This is a genomic window from Peteryoungia aggregata LMG 23059 (assembly GCF_030814435.1).
Classification (GTDB): Bacteria; Pseudomonadota; Alphaproteobacteria; order Rhizobiales; family Rhizobiaceae; genus Allorhizobium; species Allorhizobium aggregatum.
Genome location: NZ_JAUSUW010000011.1, coordinates 138,516 through 155,138, shown reverse-complemented (window position 1 = coordinate 155,138; position 16,623 = coordinate 138,516). Strand labels below are relative to the sequence as shown.

The following is a 16,623-nucleotide window of genomic DNA, read 5'->3' as shown; positions in this document are numbered from 1 at the left end:
GCAAACTGCTCACCATCCTCAACGCAATCATCCGGGACGAAAAACCATGGCAAAACGCTTGACTGCCAAGACAGTCGCTCTCCCCAGCGGGGAGAGGGAAGCCGAGCGCAGCGGACGCAGGGTGAGGGGGCGGGCGGGCAGCCACCCTCCCCTCGAGGGGGAGGGTCGGAGCGCAGCTCCGGGGTGGGGTGATGGCGTCAACCGTTTCCCTGCTTGATGCGTCGAACTCGCAGTGTGGTTCACCCCCACCCGCCGCTTTGCGGCGACCTCCCCCCTCAAGGGGGAGGTGGGGAAACCCGCCTCCGCCAGTCGCTCGGGCTTTCGCCGGTCACGCGCAGGAATTCTCGGTTGAAGTTGGATTTGGTCATGAAGCCCGCCTCGAAGAGGATGCGGGTCACGGGCAAGTCCGTCTCGGCGAGCAGGCGGCAGGCCTCGGTGATGCGGTGGTTGTTGACGTAGTGCGAGACGCTGACGCCGTGAACGCGGTTGACCGCTTCGGAGACGGCGCGGGCCGGCATGCCAAGGCGGCGGGCGAGACGGGCCAAGTTCAGGTTCGTATCGGTCCAGAGACGCTTTTCCGTCATCAGGCGGTCAAGATCAGCGGCAAGGCGGTGATGGTCTTCGGTGGCGGTCCTTGCCGTGGAGGCGGCCGCCGTTTGCAACCGGGCATCGGGGGACGCTGCAGGCAAGGCGGCGGCCTGACCCTGACCCTGACCCCGACCGGATGCCTGCCGATCCGGCCGGTCTGTTTCCGCATCCGCTCCATCGTCCCCACCTGTTTCCTCGCCGGCGGAGACGGCGCCGAGACCGAGCAGAAGCAGGATCAGCGTGGTGGCGGCGGAGACGACCATGGGCGAATAGCGACCGCCGGACCAGAGCATGTCGAGGCTGATCGCGACATCGGTCAGCGCCGAGGTGATCAGGGCAATGCCGGTCAACTGCAGCGCGCGCCAGGAGCGCAGGGAGCCGTCGAGGCGCGAGGCGACAAGGCCGTCGGGACCCAGCCGGGCCAGCCAGAGCAGCGCCAGACCATAGGCAAGGAATACGGCAATCAGGACGACATCGACGGGGATATGCCGGATGGGCGGAATGCCGAGACCCGCCGGCAGGTGGGTGACGATCAGAATCGCCGCGATCAGCAGTGTGGGCAGCAGATGCGGCCAGTCGGCGGCGGAAATTCCCTGCCGTTCCCGGGCGAGATCGCGAAAAGCCAGATAGGAAAGCGCCGGCATCAGACTTGCCAGGACCGGCAGGACGGCAAGCACCTGTGTCAGGCCATAGCCCCAGCGCAGGCCGACCAGCAGGCTCTGCAGGATGTAAAGGGCGATCAGAGGCAGGAAGAGGCCATGGGCAGTCCAGCTGTCGCGCCCCTCGCGCAGAAGACGCGCAAGGAAGATGCCAAGGAAGAGGGCAACGAGAAAGGAGAGCGGGACGAAGAGCATGGGGCGGTTTTCGGACTTTCGGCATCAGGATGGCGCGATCATGACCGCAAGCGCGATCCAGGTCGACCTGAAACGCGATCGAGGTCGAAGCTCCAGCGCGGCTTGGCGCAGATGAGGCATCGAAACGGCCCGGGGACCCCGACGGCGGACACCGCCGGGCCACAGCAAAGGAGCCTTATCATGCGCAAGAGAACCATCGTGCTTTCCATCCTCGGCGGCCTTGTCGGTCTCGCCATTCTCGACGGCAGCGTGCAGATGATCCGGGCCGACGAGGCGATCTCCGGGCCCCTCGACCTGACAGGCGTCACGCGGCTGGAGGTGACGGGCGCGGCGAGCGACATCGTCATTTCGACGCGCGGCGACGGCGCCCGGGAGGCGGTGCTGACCGGAACGCGGCGGGGCTGGGGCGCGCTGTGGCGCTCGGCCTGGTTCTCCCCCGGCTGTGCCCGGCAGGGCCGGATGGGCCGCGATGGCACGACGCTGACAGTGGACATGGGCGACCGGGGCGGTTTCTTCGGCTGGAACGACCTCGACGACTGCACGCTGACCCTGAATGCGACGCTGGCGCCGGATGTGGCGGTGTCGATCAACCAGAATGCCGCCCGCATGCGTCTTGATGGCGATTTTTCCAGCATCGACGTTTCCAGCGATGCCGGGGACTTTTCACTCGCCGGCCATGCCACACGCGTGGCGGTGGACGGGGCGGCGCTCAGGGCCCGGCTGACCTTCGACCGGGTGATGCGCAACGAGGCGGTGCTCGTTTCCGGAACGATGCTGGATGCCTCCATCCGCTTCCTCGTCCCGACCACCATTTCCTATGGCGTCGATGCCGTCGCGTCCTATGTCGACAGCGCACTTGCCAATACGCCGGGCGCGCAACCGGCCATCACCATCCGGGGCGAGATGGTACATGCCACCATCCGGTGACGGTGCATGGGAGTGCGGGGCTGGCCTGCCCCGCCTCTCACAGCAGCGAAAAGAGGAGCTCTGTCAGGCGGCAGCGCGGTCCATCGCCTTGATCAGACGGATGAGATGATCGCCGATCGCCTTGCCGAGCAGCGGTGGCACGGCATTGCCGACCTGCACATATTGCTCGGTTCGGGAGCCGGCAAATTCGAACCAGTCCGGGAAGGCTTGCAGGCGCGCCGCTTCTCGGACTGTGATCGCCCTATCCTGTTCGGGGTGGATATAGGCACCCCAATGAATGTCGCATTTGGTCAGCACCGTGCAGGAGAGCCCGTCCCAGGTCATCCGCCCATAACGTTTCGTGTGGTCCGAGCGTTTCGCCCGCTTCATGCCCTCCGGCAGGAGATCATGGGGAATGTCGCGCCAGCTTCCGCCCGGCGGAATGTAGGGCAGGCGCTGCATGTTGACCTTGCCCAACGTCGGTGCGGCATGGCCGTCCACGACCGTCTGATCGCCGCGCATCAGTTGCTGGAAATGGCTCGGAGCCACATCCCGGTAACGCACCCGGCCCTTGTCCTCACCATTTTCCAAGGGTGGCAGGTCTCCGATCGCATCCTTGATCGTGGTGAAGGGCTCGGCGCGATCCGGGCCATGCGTCGGCAACGGATGGGAGATCGGTACGCCCAGCCTGTTGCCGATGAAGACGACACGACGACGCTCCTGGGGCACGCCATAATCCTCGGATCTGAGGACCTGCTCCTCCACCGCATATCCCAGAGCGCCAAGCTCTGCCTTGATCGCGCGGACAGCCTCACCGCCACCGATCGAATAAATACCTGTGACATTCTCCATCACGATCCATTCGGGTCGCAGACCGTCGACGATGCGCAGATACTCCTTGAACAGAGTGGCCCGAGCATCATGCATACCGCGCTGGTGATTGTAGACCGAATAGGCCTGGCAGGGCGGGCCGCCGGCAAGTACGGTGAGTTCGCCCCGGCGAAGCCCCGTCTGCTTCATCAGGTCTTCGACGGTCAGCGCCTCGATCGGGCCGGGGATGAACTTCGCGTCCGGATGGGTGCGGGCAAAGGTCTCGCCGGCTGCAGCAAAGATATCATTGCCGGCCAGCACCTTGAATCCGGCCATTTCCAGGCCAGCAGACAATCCGCCTGCACCGCAGAATAGGTCGATTGCCGTCGGGCTCATGGTCGCTACCGCCTCGGTTGTTCTCATTTTGTACTCGTTATAGCAACAAAATATTCAACGAACAATGTGGTCCTGTTTCGTCTTCGATCTTATTCGCTGTTCAAACTCTGCCTTTGTCACCGGCAAGCCGCCGGTGAGGCCCAACGTGGCCGCGTCGAGCGTCGTACAGACCTCGCTGACCACCGTCAGTCGAAATGGGCCGCCATTTGGATTTTCAACAAAATCGACAAGAAACCAGACGATATCAGCGTTGGAGACATCGCTAACCGTTTCCATCGTGCCCATGGATTGAAAGAAGGGCGCATCAACCACTACGGCCATCTTGCGCCCCCAGCGCCTGAGCGTCGGCACCTTTGTCAGCAGTTGCGGCATCAGGCGCTTGACGCCGCTGCTGCGGTAATCGGGGCGCCGCTTGACTCGTGCCATCGACAGGGCGCCGCCGGTGTCCTTGATGTGATCGAACTCCAGGGACATTTTCTCGCCGGAGAAATAGACCGCCTGTATCTCGACCGCCACCCAGTCGATGGCATCGGACACTCCGCCATTACCCTTGACGAGGATCATGTCGATCCGACCGACGTCTTCACCCGCTGAACTGTCGAGATTGCCCGTCGACTTCAGGAAACCGACTTCACCGACACGGTTTGCCCGGGGATCGTCGAGCAGGCTCTCGCCGATCGCATCGAAGACGAGACCGCCCTGGTGAAAGCGCGCGGGACACAGGGCGCGGATTCGACCGCGATCCCCCTCGACCGGCGCGATCCGCCCCTCATCCTCGCCGTAGATGCGGATGGAGCAGACACCGCCCGGCTTGGTGCAGGTCGGGTGGGCGCTGTTGATCTTGAAGGGACAGGGGCGCTCCTCGGCCTGCTGTTTTTCCAGTTTGCGGCGCAGCTCTTCCAGCCGCTTTTCTTCCCGCGCACGCAAATTCCCAAGCTGCGTCTGGCGCTCAAGATCCGCCAGACGATCCAGATCCGCCTTGCTCATGGCCGCACCACCGACCTCATGGTCCGCCAGGGCCAGACGCTCGGCATCGGTCAGGGCCAGGAAGGGGTGCCCATACCATTCAGCAATGTGAAACCGTTCCTGGGACACGCAAGCACTCCAATGATCCAGCAGCCATTGGGCTGATTCGCACCTTTGCCGTCAACTGCGTGGCGGCGCCGGTCATGTCCTGCAGATGTCCAATCGTAGGGATGCCCCGGGTCGCTGGTCACCCCCACCCGCCGCTTTGCGGCGACCTCCCCCCTCAAGGGGGAGGTGGAACTTCACTCCCCGAGCTTCAGTTCCATCATCGTCAGGTCCAGCCAGCGGCCGAATTTCTGGCCGACTTCGTGGTGGGTGCCGACGAGGCGGAAGCCGAGGCTTTGGTGGAGCGCGATGGAGCCCTGATTGCCGGCTTCGATGGCGGCGATCATGACATGGATGTTGCCTGCCCTTGCCCGTTCGATCAGGGCCGCCATCAGGGCCTTGCCGAGGCCCCGGCCATAATGGTCCTTCTCGACATAAACGGAATGCTCGACGGTATGACGGTAGCCGTCGAAGGCGCGCCAGTCACCATAGGAGGCATAGCCGGCGATGCGGCCGTCCACCTCGGCGACCAGGACGGGAAAGCCCTTCGCGCGGCGCAGTTCCAGCCAGGCGCGGCGGTTATCGAGGTCGATCAGCACGTCGTTCCAGATCGCGGTCGTGTGTTCGACGGCGTGATTGTAGATGTCGCGGATAGCGGACAGGTCGGCTTGCGTTGCATCGCGCAGGGTGACGGGCATGGTCATGATCGGTATTCTACATTTTACGGCGGAAAAACCGCCATGTGGGACTGAGGTGTGACGGGCGATACTTCGCCGCATCGACACATCGGGCAACAAGGGTGCAAAGGCAAGACCCAAGACTTTCGGAAACCGATGCCCATGACCTCTCTGCTTCCCGGACTGCTGACCCGCTACGTTCTCGTGCTGATCGGCGCACAATTTGCGATCTTCCTGCTGGCGCTGGTGCTCGACGCCTTCGGCTGGGGCGACAGCCTGTCCTCGGCGGCCAATGTGGCCGTGCTGATCGCGGCCGGGTCTTCCGCCGGCAGCTTCGTTGCCCAGCGGCTGAAGGGGCGGCCGAGTTGGGGAGTAAGCCTGAAGCTTTCGGGTCTGCTTGCCCTTGTTGCCGTGGTGGCAGGCTCGCTGATGCTTGTCGGCATCGTGCTGCTGAACGGGATTACCGAAGCGGAACTGCAGCTTCTCGCGGCGCAGATGGGCATGACGCCTGCCATGGCTGCGCTGGTGCTTGCCGGTGTATCGCTGGTGCTGAGCTATCCCGTGACACTGGCAGGGTTCCGGATCGGCGCGGGCGCAACGGCAAAGCAGATGGCACGGCAGGCGGCGCTGACGGGGATTTGAGGCGATCCGCCCTTAACCGTCGGCATGTTGGGGCCGTATCCCGGGCATCCACTGCCGTTGCAACGGGTGTGGCGAGCGCGGATGCGTCGAGACCGGGGCCGGCCCCGGCAGATCCTCGGCAAGAGGGTCCGAGGATGACGATCCTTCGCGCCCGGGAGTGGGGTTTCCTCAGCCTAGGCTGATCGCCGTGAATACCGCCGAATAATGGACGATCGCGGCGGTCACGACGAAGGCGTGCCAGATGGCGTTCTGGAAGCGCAGGCGTTCCCAGACGTGGAAGACGACGCCGGCGGAATAGATGCAGCCGCCGATGATGATCAGCGTGAGCGTGATGCCGGGGATGATTTCCGAGAGCGGGCCCATGGCGAGCGCGCCGCTCCAGCCCATGCCGAGATAAAGCAGGATGGCGAGCCGGTCATAACGGCCGGGGAAGCGGAATTTCAGCCAGATGCCGGTGAAGGCCGTCGCCCAGATGCCGAGAAGCAGCGCCAGGATCAGCGGGCGGTCGGCGCCCTGGATGAGGAAGGGCGTGTAGGTCGAGGCGATCAGGATGAAGATCGCCGAGTGATCGCATCGGCGCAGCCACCACTTGATCTTGGAATGCGGCCACATGTTGTAGGTGAAGGAGACGCCGAGCGCGATGATGAGGCCGAGGCCATAGATCCAGCTGGCGGCGATATCGGCATAATCCGAATAGACGGTGGCGTAGAAGATCAGCGCGGTGGCCCCGACCAAAGCAAAGACGACACCGATGCCATGGATGATCCCGTCAGCGACCAGCTCGTGCAGGTCATAGGCGCGGCCAAACTTGAAATTCTCGGTGGTCATCGTGTCTCTTCGTCTTTTCTCATGGGCGGCAGCTTCAGGTTCCGAAGCAATGCTCGGGATGATGGCGGAATTCGCCGGGTCGAACAAGCAGTGCTGCCTTCACAAACATGCAGTGACCGTAACCTTCCTTGCTTGCCTAATCGTGGCACGCCGCCTACCAATCAATGGTTATCGCCAAAATTGATTGCCGAGAAAAATCATGCGTTTCACGATCCTTGCCACGTTTGCCGCGCTCACCACCTATTGCTGGTTTCTCCTCAAGGTCGGCCAGGCGCGCCGAAAGTTCGGGGTCGAGGCACCGAAGACCACCGGAAGCGCCGATTTCGAACGGGTCTTTCGCGTGCAGCAGAATACGGTGGAGCAACTGGTCCTCTTCCTGCCGTCGCTGTGGATCTTCGGCTTTTATGTTTCGGACGTTCTGGCCGGACTGCTGGGCCTCGGCTGGACGGCGGCACGGGCGCTTTACGCGGCGGAATATTACGACGATGCGAAGAAGCGCGGGCCGGGGGCAGCGCTGACATTTCTTGTTGGCATCGTGCTCTTGATCGGCGGCACAATCGGGGCGCTGGTCAAGGGGGGCTGAAGCCCCTACCCCTCCAGAAACCCTCCAGAACCCTTCCCGGCGCTTGCAGACTCTGCAAAACGTGCATTTCCCGCCGGCTCACGGCTTTGTGCGCGCGACGGTTGTCGCATTAACAAATAATTGTTCTGAATCTGCGCAAATACTCACATGCCAGGCGTATTTGAGGGCAAACTTTAGCAAAGCGTAAACGGATCACCCCTAGATTCTGCAGGGGTCGGCACATGCGACGGCAGAAGCTGGTTTTGCGTAGACCGACGAGCATGCCACCCGTGACAGGGGTTGAAGCCGGCTTTGGCCGGACAGACCCGTCATGTGTTTGCCCGCGCCGTTGTGACTTGAAACCGTAGACGCTTCCGAGGTTCTCATGACCATAAGATTGAAACTGCTGGCCTGCATTTCGCTTTTGACAGCTGCCATTTTCGTCATCTCGGCTTTCGCCTTTTATGCGAAGGAAGAGCAATCGAAACTGACCACGTCGATCGTGGCCGACCGGGTCATTCCGATGGAACAGCTCAAGGTGATCGCCGACTCCTATGCCGTCGACATCGTCGATGCCGTGCACAAGGTGCGCTCGGGCGCGTTCAGCTTCGAGCAGGGGCAAAAGAGCGTCGATGCGGCGATGGGCAAGATCGAGCAGAAGTGGGGCGAATACATCGTCACCTATCTGACGCCCGAGGAAAAGGGCATTGCCGATGAATTCCTGAAGGTCCGGGAGGGCGCCGATGCCGGCGTCAAGGAGTTGCAGGCGCTGCTTCTGGCCAAGGACATGGAGGGTCTGGCGAGCTTTGCCGACAAGAAGCTCTATCCGACGATCGATCCGCTGGGCACCGAGATTTCCCGGCTGATCGAGCTGCAGATCCGGGTGGCCAAGGAAAACCTCGAGACCGCCAATGCGCTGAAGGCCATGCTGACGACATTGATGGTAGCGATGTCCGTGATGGCGGCTGGCGTTGCGGCCTTTTCAATGTGGACCGTGGTTACCGGCGTCATTCGCCCGGTCAGTTCGATCACCACGGCCATGGACAGGTTGGCGCATGGCGATCTCAACGTCGCCATCTATGGCGAGGGCCGCCGCGACGAGATCGGCGTGATGGCCTCGACCGTTGCCGTGTTCCGCGACAATGCCCGCGAGCGCGTGCGGCTGGAGAAGGAGGCGGAGGCCAACCGCACGCTTTCCGAGCGGGAGCGCATGGAACGCGAACGCCAACAGGCGCAGGATGCCGCCGAAGTGCGCTTTGCCGTCGACAGGATCGGCCATGCGCTCGGCCAATTGTCGGATGGCAAGCTGACCTATCGGATCACGGAAGCCTTTGCCGAGCGGCTGGACGCGATCCGGGTGAATTTCAACGATGCGGTGGCAAAGCTCGAGGATGCGATGCGCCGCGTCGGCCAGAATGCCCAGGTGATCGCGGCGGGCTCGACCCAGATCCATGCCGCTGCCGACGACCTGTCGAAGCGCACCGAGCGCCAGGCGGCGTCCGTCGAGGAGACAGCCGCAGCGCTGGAACAGATCACCACCACCATCGGCGAAACCAGCCACCGCGCCCGGGAGGCCGGACGGCAGGTGCAGGAGACACGCGGGGCGGCAGAACGTTCCGGGACGATCGTCGAAAAGGCGGTTTCCGCCATGCAGGAGATCGAAGGCTCCTCGAAGGAAATCACCACGATCATCAGCGTGATCGACGAGATCGCCTTCCAGACCAATCTGCTCGCCCTGAATGCAGGCGTCGAAGCGGCCCGTGCCGGCGAGGCCGGCAAGGGCTTTGCCGTCGTTGCCCAGGAAGTGCGCGAACTTGCCCAGCGTTCGGCAAGTGCAGCCAAGGAAATCCGCTCGCTGATCGGCAAGTCCGGCAACCAGGTGAAGAACGGCGTCGACCTCGTGGTGGCGACCGGCAAGGCGCTGGAAGAGATCGTCGCCCAGGTTCAGGCCGTCAGCGTCAATGTGAACGCCATTGTCGAGGCTTCCGGCGACCAGGCAACGGGGCTGAAGGAAATCAACACGGCGGTCGCCATCATGGACCAGGGCACCCAGCAGAATGCCGCCATGGTCGAGGAATCGACCGCGGCCAGCCGCTCGCTGGCCAAGGAGGCGGAAGCGCTGTTCCAGCTGATCGGGAAATTCGAGATCGACGGACAGAGCGGATCCGGGCAGTCGGGCATGCGCCGGGCGGCGTGAGGCTTCAGGATCAGGCGGATAGTGCCCGGGCCTTTGCCCGCAGCGACATCTGCGTCCAAAGGGACGTCCAGGCGCGTGGCGGAGACTGGCTTGATGAGGTCAGTGCGCTGGCGTCCAAGCCGAGGCAGTTCAGGCTTCGGTTGACCCGATTTCGGACGGGCCGGAGGAATGAAAGGCTGGAGATCCGAATTGCAGCAAAGGCCGACGGTTTCTTTTTGTCCACGGTGTAAGGGAAGTCAGCGACCGCACTCGGCCCGAATCCGCCTCTGCCCTTAAGGGATACGAACCCACGGCCGCAAAGCTTTCAATACCAGCCATCCTAAACGAGTCATGGATAGCCGCACCAAATGGTGCTAAATTGGCCACTCGTCTGCGGGAGCATAGACATGCGGTCCACCATAAATCTTGATGATAACCTGTTGGAACGGGCGCGCTCCCTTACGGGCACGAAGGAAACGGCAGCACTTGTTCGACAGGCGCTCGAGACCCTTGTGCGTGTTGAATCGGGTAAACGGCTCATCGCACTCGGAGGCTCCATGCCAGAAGCTGAGGCCTCGCCGCGCCGCAGGAGCGACGGAGCAACGTGATCCTGGTCGACACGTCGATCTGGATCGACCATTTTCGCCATGGTGACGCAGACCTGCGAAACACAATCACTGATGACCGGCTGCTCTGCCACCCTTTCATTATCGGCGAACTGGCGCTTGGAAGTCTACGACAAAGGGAAGTCGTCATCGCTTTCCTGGCCGCTCAGCGCGAGGCAGCGATTGCGACGCATGCAGAGGTCATGATGATCATTGATCGACATTCGTTATTCAGCATGGGGATCGGTTACACCGACGCCCATTTGTTGACGTCAATATTGCTCGACCGGCGAGCCTCTTTATGGACAAGAGATAAGCGTCTGGCGGCCGCAGCACAGAAAATCGGTGCAGCGCTCTATCAGCCCGCGCAAGCGTCTCATTAGAACGGCAACGCCCAGACAGAGGTTTTGATGGGATGCGCACCCGCGACCCTTGTCCAGCGGCTGGATGGCATGAGTGCTGGGTATGTTGAGCACAAATGCCGCGCTGGATTGGGGCAGTCTTGGCGCGAAGCGGTCATCCAGATCTGAAACCCTGAAGGCAGCTGCGGCCCGAAGCGGACTTCCTGTTGCACCCTGAAACCGCTACTTCAATGCCATTGAATTGAGCGGAGGCGGTTTCAAGTGCGTGACTTCAGTTGCTGGTTTTGCAAGGGGACTATCAAAGAGACTGACGTCAAAGCGGTTTCAGTTGAGGTATCGAACCTCTGGTCTGACACCGCAGATATTCCTCGGCAAACTCTCTACGCGCACTCTGATTGTGCAACAACCTACCTAAGCGGGGCCTATCGCTTTGATCCGGAGGACCTCCGAGAACCGCGATAATCACAATGCGAATGACTGCTTGTGGCGCGAGGCGCGCATTACCAGTTAGCTTCTATGCCGATACTCCCACTCACCAATGCCATCGATCTTGAGCATTGCAGCCTCAATGCTCTTGCCACTTTCGCCTGCACATGTTGCTTTAAGAAAATCACCGAGGGAGTTTCGATCGAATCTGGGCATAAAGATCACATTGCGGCCGCTCGTCACCTCTTCTCCACGTTCACGGGCGAACCATGATGGCGTACAGACTAGGACGGTAAAGGCGTCACTTCCACTATCGTTACCGATATAGAAGTCCATCCAAAACCCGAAGTCTGTCAAATCAGCGGGTTGCCATTCGTCACCTTCAAAGATAACGAACCCGTTGTATCGCAAGGTCATGTTTTACCTCCGGTGATGGATAACACCGGCGATTGATCGCATGGACTTGATTTTAAAAACAAGTACATCGACAGCCTCCGGAGAATGTCCGCTCCTGGCGCGAAGCGGAAGCTTGTTATCCGCAGTCGAGCTGGCGAAGATATTCTTCACCGCTGATCGTCGTCCAGCCACCGCTCGGGAAACGTTGAGAGTCGAGCTCATCCGTTAAGAAATAGGCTCCGAAGAAGTCACACGCCGTATCAAGCAAGGCAATTCTTCGTCTTAGATCATTGCCGCAGTCGGAAATCTGATCTTCGAGTGTCTCCTGGTTCTCATTATCCATCAGGAAAGGGATCCGTAGGCATCCGATACAGATATCGAGAACCGGATAAAGTGGCTCGGCGCAGATGCCGACCTTCACCTTTTCCAGGTCCCACAAACCACTCCGCAGGAAGCCCGAAACCGAGGTCCCGATCATCGGAAAATCGTTGCGCATGCGAGCGTAGTAACTAAAGTTTGTCATCCTCCCCTTATGGGCACCCACGGGCGAAAGCTTGTACCACTCCAACAAATAGGGTGGTTCTGGTTCGAAACATAACTCGAGACCACCAGGATAAATCCAATATAACGGCACCGGCTGATCATCATGTGCATCAGTTATCCACCCTTTCGGTGGCCCAAACCTCTCTGCGATTTGCAGGAGCGGGGTGCCAAATTTGAGGAGTTCAATATTGAGCGACCTCAAGCTCTCTTTGAGAGAGAAGACGACTGGTTCTTTACGCATGATGTCCTTTTAATGGTTCGGAAGACCGTGGAGTGCTCGCTTGGGATGACCTGATGTCCGCACTTGGCGTCACGCCCCCCCCTCTTGCAGCCGCGATTTCGGCGGCTGCCTGTCTGCCTGTCCCAAACTGTTATCGGCAATACCGGGCCGCGAGGAGTGATCCTCGCGGCATTTTTTTTGTGGTGTGGCGGGGCGAAGGTGTTTGGGACGAACACTGGGGATGGTGGCGTTGTATGGCATTCGGTGATGTCTGTGTTCGGCCCATTGCGGACCCATTGACAAATCATGCAGCAGTTGGCCTGGATTTGCGCAGACAATGTAGGAGTTTACGTGTGAATGGCTTTCCCTGCTTCTGAAGAATGCATCCAAATTGCTGAAACGGCTTTAGGGAGGCGGTTGCCTCAGGAGCTTCGTGAGCGTCTTCGGATCAACAATGGCGGAGACGTATCGACGACGGAAGGCGATTGGATACTGAACCCAGTTCGGGATGCATCTGATCGAAAGCGTTCGGCAAGAACCGCGAACGATATGGTCAAGGAAACTCAGGAGGCCCGAGGCTGGCGGAGTTTTCCAACTGGTGGCATCGCAGTTGCTTCAAACGGGGCGGGAGACCTACTAATCCTGCAGGCTGGTTCTGAAAACATGTTTCTATGGAACCATGAAACAGGAACCACTTCTCCCGTATCTGTGGACTGGAGTTGAGTTACACAAGGTGATGTCCGCTTGTGGCGCAAAGCCCAAGTCCCTTCACTCTGGCAAAAGCAAACTAGCCAGGTACGGCAATGCTACTTACGCCCCAAAGCACACACTGAGGGAGGCATTGACGCCAGCTTGCCACTGATTAATAGGGTGGGGCAAGGTGTTAGAAGGACGAATAGCGGTGTCAGAGTTCCTGCAATTCGCGAAAACAAAGAACCCGGTTCGGCTCACGCTCGATGATGTCCTCCAATGGGCAGGGACGCTTAATCACCCGGACTTCTACAACAGCGTGGCGCTGGAAATTGCACAGAGGTACCACCGACGAGAGCTGAGCTATACTTTCTGCGACGGCCTCATGAATGATCTATGGTCTGCAGTTCAGGACGGCTTCGGGAGTGGCAAAAATCAGGTGCCAGAGCCGTTTTTTGAAATCTACGAAGCATTCGATGCCGGAGAATTTCACCGCAAACCCGACAAGACCGATGATCCCGTTGCTGAATTCACAGACCCTCTCCTCGCGGACATAGTCCTCCGCTTCAGCCTTTGACGCCGTGGGCAGGAGGCTGAAATTGGCCCGAAGCGGTCACCCGATGGTCGATACCGGCAGCACAGCTAGCGACTATTTCTTGGCTTAGTGCGGAATGTCCGTCTCAGTTTGCAAGCTGAGACGATGTCTGAGCCCATATGGCCGATGAAACAACTTCTAAGTTTTTCTTGCAGGATCACTTGAGACGGACTGCGAGATCGCCTCTCCCCTTCAGCCATGTAAAGCCAATCAATGAACTGCTCGACCGACACCTTCCCTCGTTCCGGAACGAAGTCGATCACGTCGATTGAGCCCTCGTCCTGCAGGCTTCCACAGAAGCCGTATTCGACACAAACGGCTCGGCGAAGCCTGGCGGAATCTGAAAGTTTTTTCACTGAAACACCCGACGACCGGGCAAAGGGGATTGATACAAGAGGAAAATGTATCCTGCGTTGCGCCTGGTCAATACGGAATCAAAATGTCTCCTTTTGGCGCAAAGCGGAAGCCGGCATCCGCCCTCAAGGGGGAAGTAGAGCCGCCTTGGATGGCTTTAATTGTCCGGTTTATTCACCGCGTTGGTTTGACGGCCCGAAGTTGCCGCTTCTCCTGTGCTCGAGCAGCGGGTTATGTGGCTTGACCTCGACGGTCCGATTGGCGCGGTAAACTTTGCCGAGATCAGACGTGATTGCGATCTCGCAAAAAGCATTCGTTGGACCCGTCAAAGAAAATATGATGCACGCATCGGCGAGCCAGTTGGGCGGCATCTCGTTCGCAGCCATCAGCCGCATAACCGCACCTCGATAGTATGTCGCCGAAGCTGAAAATCTGGAACGCGCGGGCAAACGGGAATTCTCCTGCAGCTGAATTTGCAAATGCTGCTCACCTGCTTGCATCAGGAATGTCGCGTATTGCCCCAAGGCCCAATAGCCATCCAGGTCATTGTAACGACTGACAAAGCTAGCCAGGGTGTCGGAACAAATTCCGTTAAACTGCTTTCTTCGCGGCATTGAAAACCCAACACGGCACCTGCGTTTAACATTGTGGCGCGCAGAGCAAGCATATGCAAATTTCAATCGGCATCAAACGGTCGCCGCCGTGGGACAAACGCAAACGAGGGAGCTTTCGCCCCCTCGCCTGTCTCATTTCACTGTCTCTCGGCTCACGCCGTCTGCATGGCCCCTGGTCCGGGCACTGCCCCCGGAGGGCACTTGCCGAGGATGATCATCCCTAAGACTTCGTCCTTGGTGACATCCTCGGTGCGGGCATGGCCCACCACGCGGCCGTTCTTCATGACGAAGACGCGGTCGGCGAGGTCGAAGACGTCGTGGATGTCGTGGCTGATCAGGAAGATGCCGATGCCGTCCTTCTTCAGCTGCTGGATGAGCTCGCCGACCTGGGCGGTTTCCTGCGGTCCAAGGGCTGCCGTCGGTTCGTCCATGATCAGGATCTGGGCGTCGAAGAGGATCGCACGGGCGATCGCCACCGACTGGCGCTGACCACCGGAGAGGGCTTTCACCGGCTCCTTGAAGCGCTGGAAGTTGGGGTTCAGGCGCCCCATGACTTCGCGGGCCTTGGCTTCCATCGCGACGTCGTCGAGCGTGCCCCAGGCGGTGCGCAGCTCGCGGCCGAGATAGAGGTTGGCGGCGGCATCGACGTTATCGGCGACAGCAAGCGTCTGGTAGATCGTCTCGATGCCGTATTTCTTGGCGTCGCGCGGATTGTTGATGTCGGCAAACTCGCCGCGGACCAGTATATCGCCGTTGTCGCGCTTGTAGGCGCCCGAGAGTATCTTGATCAGGGTCGACTTGCCGGCACCGTTGTGGCCGAGCAGCGCCACGACTTCGCCAGGGAAGAGGTCGATCGTGGCGTCATCGACGGCGTGAATGCCGCCGAAGGAGATGGAAACGTTGCGCATTTCCACGAGGGGGGTGCGATTTTCAGACATGAGTTCAACTCCCCTTACTTCGCACGGGCGCGGTAGACGGTGTCGAGCCAGACCGCAACGACGAGCACGATACCGATGACGATGCTCTGGAGCGGCGTGTCGAGACCGAGCAGGACCATGCCCGAATTCAGTGATTGCATGACGATGGCGCCGAGCATGGCGCCGACGATGGTGCCGACGCCGCCGGCAAGCGAGGTGCCGCCGATGACGGCTGCGGCGATGGTGTAGAGCTCGTCGAGCGTGCCTTGCGCGTTGGTTGCCGCGTTCAGGCGGGCCGTCGAGATGGCAGCGGCGATGGCGCAGAGTGCCCCCATCAGCGCGAACAGCTTGACGGTGACCCACTTCACCTTGATGCCGGCGAGTTCGGCGGCTTCCGGGTTGCCGCCGATCGCGAAGACATAGCGGCCGAAGCGGGTGCGGTTGGTGATGAAGGCCATGACCATGGCAATGCCGATGGCGATCAGGACCGGAACGGCGATGCCGAGACCAATCTGCAGCCCGCCTTCCGGCCAGGCGATGCCGTTGGCTTCGGCGTATTTCTTCGCGAGGTTTACCGGCATGTAATAGCTGTTGGCGACCCAAACCGCACCGAGGATGGCAGCGCAGCCCGAGGCGACGAGGAAATACTCGGCCCAGACGGGACGCAGCGGGAAGCCGAAGCGGCGGCGCTGCTTGCGGGTGTTGAGGATCGACAGAACGATCATCAGGCAGGCGACGAGGCCGACAATCCAGCTGGCGGTCACACCGATCGAACCATCCGCGCCACCGCCCATCAGACGGTAGGTGGTGTCCATCGGGGCAACCGTTGCGCCCGAGGTGACCATCCATGCTGCACCGCGCCAGACCAGCAGGCCGCCGAGCGTGACGATGAAGGCGGGCACGCCGAGGAAGGCGATGATCGCACCGTGGAAGGCACCGATCGCGGTTCCGACGAGGATGCCGGCACCGAGCGCGATCACCCACATCATCGGATGTTCGAAACCGATGATCGGCGGCAGGATGCGGGCCTGAAGGACCGCCATGATCATGCCGACAAAGCCGAGGATCGAGCCGACCGAGAGGTCGATGTTGCGGGTGACGATGACCAGCACCATGCCGGTGGCCATGACCGAGACGGAGGCAGCCTGGACCGAGAGGTTCCACAGGTTGCGCGGTGTCAGGAACAGGCCGTTCGACAGAATGTCGAAGCCGACCCAGATCAGCCCCAGCGCGATGACCATGCCGAGCAGGCGCGTGTCGATTTCCGTGGCTTGAAAGAAGCGCTTCAGCGCTGAAACATTGGATGCCCGGGCGCCGGGCGCGGGCGTGGCAAGGCTGTGATCCGCCATTACGAATTATTCTCCCCAGTCGTTTGTCGGCTTGCGAAGGGC

Annotated in this window: 18 protein-coding genes; 8 read left to right on the top strand and 10 right to left on the bottom strand. The window is 60.6% G+C overall.

Translation table 11 applies throughout. The features are described from left to right. Positions 1–275 precede the first annotated feature (275 nt). Positions 276–1,442 (bottom strand): helix-turn-helix domain-containing protein, encoded by a 1,167-nt coding sequence (locus tag J2045_RS18145; protein ID WP_307375373.1) that lies wholly within the window; start codon positions 1,440–1,442, stop codon positions 276–278. 180 nt (positions 1,443–1,622) lie between these two features. Between J2045_RS18145 and J2045_RS18140 the strand changes: the two genes are divergently transcribed. Beyond that, positions 1,623–2,369, top strand: a complete 747-nt coding sequence (locus tag J2045_RS18140; protein ID WP_166605093.1) for a hypothetical protein — start codon at positions 1,623–1,625, stop codon at positions 2,367–2,369. Between the two features lie 63 nt (positions 2,370–2,432). Here the strand turns inward: J2045_RS18140 and J2045_RS18135 are convergent, their stop codons facing one another. The 3 genes from J2045_RS18135 to J2045_RS18125 all read right to left on the bottom strand — a co-directional run bounded on the left by J2045_RS18135 (position 2,433) and on the right by J2045_RS18125 (position 5,329). Continuing rightward, complete coding sequence (locus J2045_RS18135; RefSeq protein ID WP_307375369.1) at positions 2,433–3,581, bottom strand: DNA cytosine methyltransferase; 1,149 nt, start codon at positions 3,579–3,581, stop codon at positions 2,433–2,435. A 27-nt stretch (positions 3,582–3,608) separates the two neighbouring features. Further along, positions 3,609–4,649, bottom strand: coding sequence for a NotI family restriction endonuclease (locus J2045_RS18130; protein ID WP_307375366.1), 1,041 nt, complete (start codon positions 4,647–4,649; stop codon positions 3,609–3,611). 173 nt (positions 4,650–4,822) lie between these two features. Then, positions 4,823–5,329: a GNAT family N-acetyltransferase gene (locus J2045_RS18125; RefSeq protein WP_281409164.1), complete on the bottom strand. Its 507-nt coding sequence runs from the start codon at positions 5,327–5,329 to the stop codon at positions 4,823–4,825. 135 nt (positions 5,330–5,464) lie between these two features. Here J2045_RS18125 and J2045_RS18120 point away from each other — a divergent pair, with 135 nt between their 5' ends. Next, positions 5,465–5,944 carry an ABZJ_00895 family protein gene (locus J2045_RS18120; protein WP_307375362.1) on the top strand — a complete coding sequence of 160 codons (480 nt, stop codon included), beginning with the start codon at positions 5,465–5,467 and terminating at the stop codon, positions 5,942–5,944. A 168-nt stretch (positions 5,945–6,112) separates the two neighbouring features. Here the strand turns inward: J2045_RS18120 and trhA are convergent, their stop codons facing one another. Next, entirely contained in the window at positions 6,113–6,772 is a 660-nt protein-coding gene (gene trhA / locus J2045_RS18115; RefSeq protein WP_307375359.1) for a PAQR family membrane homeostasis protein TrhA, read from the bottom strand. A gap of 199 nt (positions 6,773–6,971) precedes the next feature. Here trhA and J2045_RS18110 point away from each other — a divergent pair, with 199 nt between their 5' ends. The 4 genes from J2045_RS18110 to J2045_RS18095 all read left to right on the top strand — a co-directional run bounded on the left by J2045_RS18110 (position 6,972) and on the right by J2045_RS18095 (position 10,498). Next, positions 6,972–7,355: an MAPEG family protein gene (locus tag J2045_RS18110; protein ID WP_307375354.1), complete on the top strand. Its 384-nt coding sequence runs from the start codon at positions 6,972–6,974 to the stop codon at positions 7,353–7,355. A gap of 364 nt (positions 7,356–7,719) precedes the next feature. Beyond that, positions 7,720–9,531, top strand: coding sequence for a HAMP domain-containing methyl-accepting chemotaxis protein (locus J2045_RS18105; protein ID WP_307375352.1), 1,812 nt, complete (start codon positions 7,720–7,722; stop codon positions 9,529–9,531). 386 nt (positions 9,532–9,917) lie between these two features. After that, positions 9,918–10,118, top strand: a complete 201-nt coding sequence (locus J2045_RS18100) for a type II toxin-antitoxin system VapB family antitoxin (protein WP_307375349.1) — start codon at positions 9,918–9,920, stop codon at positions 10,116–10,118. Next, positions 10,115–10,498: a type II toxin-antitoxin system VapC family toxin gene (locus J2045_RS18095; protein WP_307375347.1), complete on the top strand. Its 384-nt coding sequence runs from the start codon at positions 10,115–10,117 to the stop codon at positions 10,496–10,498. Before J2045_RS18100 ends, J2045_RS18095 begins: the two co-directional genes overlap by 4 nt. Positions 10,499–10,984: 486 nt before the next feature. Here J2045_RS18095 and J2045_RS18090 read toward each other — a convergent pair whose 3' ends face one another. After that, complete coding sequence (locus J2045_RS18090; RefSeq protein WP_307375344.1) at positions 10,985–11,320, bottom strand: Imm8 family immunity protein; 336 nt, start codon at positions 11,318–11,320, stop codon at positions 10,985–10,987. Positions 11,321–11,435: 115 nt separating this feature from the next. Then, entirely contained in the window at positions 11,436–12,083 is a 648-nt protein-coding gene (locus tag J2045_RS18085; RefSeq protein ID WP_307375342.1) for a hypothetical protein, read from the bottom strand. 336 nt (positions 12,084–12,419) lie between these two features. Here J2045_RS18085 and J2045_RS23180 point away from each other — a divergent pair, with 336 nt between their 5' ends. Then, the gene (locus tag J2045_RS23180) at positions 12,420–12,785 is read left to right on the top strand and encodes an SMI1/KNR4 family protein (RefSeq protein WP_370873163.1); all 366 of its coding nucleotides are present in this window, start codon (positions 12,420–12,422) and stop codon (positions 12,783–12,785) included. 178 nt (positions 12,786–12,963) lie between these two features. Then, positions 12,964–13,329: a hypothetical protein gene (locus tag J2045_RS18080; protein WP_307375338.1), complete on the top strand. Its 366-nt coding sequence runs from the start codon at positions 12,964–12,966 to the stop codon at positions 13,327–13,329. A 542-nt stretch (positions 13,330–13,871) separates the two neighbouring features. Here the strand turns inward: J2045_RS18080 and J2045_RS18075 are convergent. The 3 genes from J2045_RS18075 to J2045_RS18065 all read right to left on the bottom strand — a co-directional run bounded on the left by J2045_RS18075 (position 13,872) and on the right by J2045_RS18065 (position 16,581). Continuing rightward, the gene (locus J2045_RS18075) at positions 13,872–14,315 is read right to left on the bottom strand and encodes a hypothetical protein (protein WP_307375335.1); all 444 of its coding nucleotides are present in this window, start codon (positions 14,313–14,315) and stop codon (positions 13,872–13,874) included. 152 nt (positions 14,316–14,467) lie between these two features. Then, a complete protein-coding gene (locus tag J2045_RS18070) occupies positions 14,468–15,253 on the bottom strand; it encodes an ATP-binding cassette domain-containing protein (RefSeq protein ID WP_112242093.1) in 786 nt (261 codons plus the stop codon). Between the two features lie 14 nt (positions 15,254–15,267). After that, on the bottom strand, positions 15,268–16,581 hold the full coding sequence (locus J2045_RS18065) for a sugar ABC transporter permease (RefSeq protein WP_307375332.1): 1,314 nt from the start codon (positions 16,579–16,581) through the stop codon (positions 15,268–15,270). Between the last annotated feature and the right edge of the window lie 42 nt (positions 16,582–16,623).